This window comes from Vicinamibacteria bacterium (assembly GCA_035620555.1).
In the GTDB taxonomy this organism is placed as follows: Bacteria; Acidobacteriota; Vicinamibacteria; order Marinacidobacterales; family SMYC01; genus DASPGQ01.
Genome location: DASPGQ010000039.1, coordinates 1 through 3,747, shown reverse-complemented (window position 1 = coordinate 3,747; position 3,747 = coordinate 1). Strand labels below are relative to the sequence as shown.

2 protein-coding genes are annotated in these 3,747 nt (G+C 63.4%); one reads left to right on the top strand and one right to left on the bottom strand.

Annotation, left to right across the window (positions count from 1 at the left end; translation table 11 throughout):
• Positions 1–186: 186 nt before the first annotated feature.
• The gene (locus VEK15_01500) at positions 187–1,578 is read right to left on the bottom strand and encodes an MATE family efflux transporter (GenBank protein ID HXV59339.1); all 1,392 of its coding nucleotides are present in this window, start codon (positions 1,576–1,578) and stop codon (positions 187–189) included.
• A 238-nt stretch (positions 1,579–1,816) separates the two neighbouring features.
• Here VEK15_01500 and VEK15_01495 point away from each other — a divergent pair, with 238 nt between their 5' ends.
• A complete protein-coding gene (locus tag VEK15_01495) occupies positions 1,817–3,742 on the top strand; it encodes a MopE-related protein (GenBank protein ID HXV59338.1) in 1,926 nt (641 codons plus the stop codon).
• The last annotated feature ends 5 nt before the right edge of the window (positions 3,743–3,747 follow it).

Below are 3,747 nucleotides of genomic sequence, written 5' to 3'. Positions count from 1 at the left end.
AGTGCGTTCAACTGGCGGAAGACCTCTTCGGAGTCCGCCCCGGGTGCGACACCCAGAGCGACCGCGTCGAGGTCACAGGTGAGATCCGCCCGGTAGTTGCCGGCGCCGTCGATCACGACGACCGTGTAAGTGAACTCGAGGTCATGGGCGAGAAGCAACCAAAACAAGACGAGCACTGGTGGTGGATCAGGGTCGACGGCCGGCGACGCCGTCCAAGCGCCCGCTCACGACACTCGATGCGAGCCCGGCCCCGAGTGCGGACTTCAACCAGACGGCCGCAAGAAACGCGGTCGCCACCATCCCTCCGACCATGGCGAGCCAGACCCACTCCACGGGTTTGTGCAGGTGGAATACGAACAGGTAGGCGAGCGGACCGCTCAAGAGCACGACGCGCAGTAACGAAAGCACGAACATGGGGCTCCCCTGTCCCATTCCCTGCAGCACGCGCCCCACCAGCATCACCATCGCCACGAACGGATAACCGAACACCGCCACCCGGAGGTATCCCGTGCCGATTTCGGTGATGCGCGGGCTCTCCGAGAAGACGCCGACGAGCGAGGGCGCCAGAACGAAGAACAAAGTCCCCATCGCGAGAGCGACCCCGATGGCGCGCGACAGAGCGTAAATCACCGTTCCCCTTACCAGGTCGATCCGGCTCGCCCCGGAGAACATCCCTGTGAGCGTCAGAGTGCTCGCGGAGATGGCAACGATGGGCAACAGCACGATGTGGTCGATGCGCATCCCGACCTGGAAGGCCGCCACCGTCTCCTCCGAATACTCGATCAGCAATCGATTGAATACCGCGCCGCCGATCGCGATGACGATGAAGGAAAAGGACGCCGGGGCTCCGATACGAAAGATGTCGACGAATAGACTTGCGCTGGGGCGAAAATTCTCGAGCTCGAAATTGACGTATGCGTGATCCCTGAAGAAAAGGAAGTACACGAAAACCAGGGCCGGCACCGCCTGGCTCAAAACCGTCGCCCAGGCGGCACCTTTCACCCCCAATCCGAGAGAGAAGATGAACACGGGATCGAGCGCGATGTTCAAGAGCGTTCCCGCGCCCTGGATCATCATCGGGGTCTTGGTGTCCCCTTCGCCGGAAAGAATGGAACGGAAGAAAACCGACATCACGACGAAGACATAACCCATGGCGATGACAGAGAAATAGTCCCACGCCAACGACATGAGGGAAGCGGGTACGCCGAGGGCTGCGAGAAGAGGACGTCCCCAGAGGAGAGCGACCACGGTGAACAAAATCGAAAGCAGGAGCCCCAGGGCAACGGCATGCTCCGCACTCGAGTCTGCCAGGCGCTTGTCCCGGGCGCCGATGTAACGAGCGATGACCGCCGTAACTCCGGTGCCGAGGCCGAATACGACGCCGAGCCCGAGGAACACGAGAGGCATGTTGAAAGCGAGGGCGGCCAGAGCCTCCGCGCTCACCTGGCCCACAAAGTACATGTCGGCGAGCATGTAAGCGGTCTGGAGCCCCATCCCCGCCATCACCGGAACGGAAAGCTGCCAGAGCGCCCGACGGGGTTGCTCGATGAATGCGTCGAGCCGAGAGGTCTTCGTCACGTCAAGCCGGCTCGGGCGCGGGAGGCGGAATCATGTAGGTCACGACTGGGTAGTATGAGTCCCCTTCCGGTCGAGCGCAAAGGACAGATCCTAACCGGGACACGAGGGAGGTTCCCTCTCCCGTTTTTCGTCTTCTAGGGACGAACACCGAACGCCCGGGATCGGGAAACGAAGCTGGGCCCGATGCCGCGCGAAATTTCGACGACCCAGCGACTGCAAGTATCAGGAGGTTTGTCCAATGAGCTCGAGCTTCGTTGCGCTGAAATGGAAAGGGGCAGTCATCGGCCTATTGACAATGGCGAGCGCTACGCTCGCCGGTGGGGGCGGGCGGCGTCACTCCGAGTCTGGAGAAAGAATCCGAGCGGCCGAAGTGGACTGTGAGTTCGGCGCCATCACCGTCCGGGGCACGTTTCGGGACCCCGAGCGGATCATCGTGGCGCTCGACACCGGAGATCCATCAGGACCGGTCGAGCTGGCGCCGATAGATGTCTCCGTGCCAGATACTGTGATCGTCGCGCTCCCGACCTCGTGCGAGCCACCCGGGACTTATCGTCTGAGCGTGGGACGTCTCGACGATGAGGACGGAGATGCGAACGAAAAGGGAGACGGCACCGCTCCTTTTGGGAGTTGGCGCTCGGTTCGGTTTTTTAGCAGCCTGGACGTCACGCTGGGAACGGTCGGGCCCGAGGGACCTGAGGGACAGCCGGGTCCTCAGGGGCCGGATGGCATGCCCGGGCTCGACGGGATGGATGGAACCGATGGGGCTCCCGGTTTGAGCTGCTGGGACCTCGACCAGAACCTGATCTGCGATCCTACGCAGGAAGACAGAGACGGTGACGGGACGTGCACCCCTGTCGACTGTATCGGTCCCCAAGGCCCTCAGGGGGAGCCGGGAGCACCAGGCGCGGTGGGTCCGGAGGGACCTCGCGGGCCATCCGGTAACGACGGCGCGGACGGAGCACTCGGACCCGCGGGGCTCAGCTGCTGGGACGCCAACGCGAACCGCTCGTGCGACCTTGCCGAGGAGGACGTCGACGGCGATGCGACCTGTTCGGTCTTGGACTGCGTCGGACCTCCCGGCCCGGCGGGGCCAGAGCCAGCCTTCTTCGGGCAGAGCTGCGCGGTTGGCGAGATGGTTTCCGGATTCGACGCGTTGGGTAACATCGTCTGCTCGATCGTCTCCGATACTCCGCAGCCCGTCTGCACCGACGCCGACGGCGATGGCTTCTTCGCCGAAATCGAAGGATGCGGAACCACGGACTGCCGAGACAGCGATCCGTCAGTCTTTCCGGGCGCTCCGGAGGTCTGCGGCGATGGGATCGACAACGACTGTGATGGGCTGATCGACGAAGGGTGTGCGAGCCCCGACTTGACGATCTCCTCCGTGGACTATCCCGTCATCGCTCACGGTGGCAACCTGGTAATTGCCGGCGATGGGCTCGGCGATGTCGTCGACGTGACGATCGGAGGAATAAGCCAAATCTTCTCCGTTACCTCGGAGACGGAGATCGAAGTGACCGCGCTCTTGGACTCGACCCCGAGCGGAGCCCAGGATCTCGTCGCCACGACGAACGGGGGAAGCAGCAACCCGTTCCCGGTAACGGTCGTTCACCTCGTCATCAACGAGGTCGACGTCGATCAGGTCGGAACGGATACGGCCGAGTTCGTGGAGGTCTCATCGGGTGTGGCCGATACCGATCTCTCCGGTTACGTAGTCGTTCTCCTGAACGGTTCGACCGATACGTCGTACGGTGCTTTCGCGCTTCAGGCAGCGACGAGCATCGATGGGCTCCTGTGGGTGGGTCCCGACGGCCTCACGCCCGAACCCCAGATCGCCTTCTCGTCCCCGGAAAACCAAATGCAGAACGGCGCCGACGCCGTGGCGCTGTACCAGGGCGCTGTCGAGGATTTTCCCAACGGGACGCCGGTCACGACCGAGGGCCTTCTCGACGTGCTGGTTTACGGCACGAGCGACCCGGCGGACTCGGGGTTGCTCGACGGGGCGTTCGGAATTGGCAACCCGGCCGCGACTCAGGTCGACGAGGACGCGAACGGGTCGAAGGACACCCAGTCGATGCAGCGGTGCGACACCGCCCGTCTCGACGGCCGCTTGTGGGTCGTCAGCGAGCCCACGGCGGGAGCGACCAACTCTTGCGAAAGTTGAACGGA

Bases quoted from the DNA above. Each gene is read 5' to 3' on its own strand.
- VEK15_01495 (HXV59338.1), top strand. From the start codon at position 1,817: ATGAGCTCGAGCTTCGTTGCGCTGAAATGGAAAGGGGCAGTCATCGGC.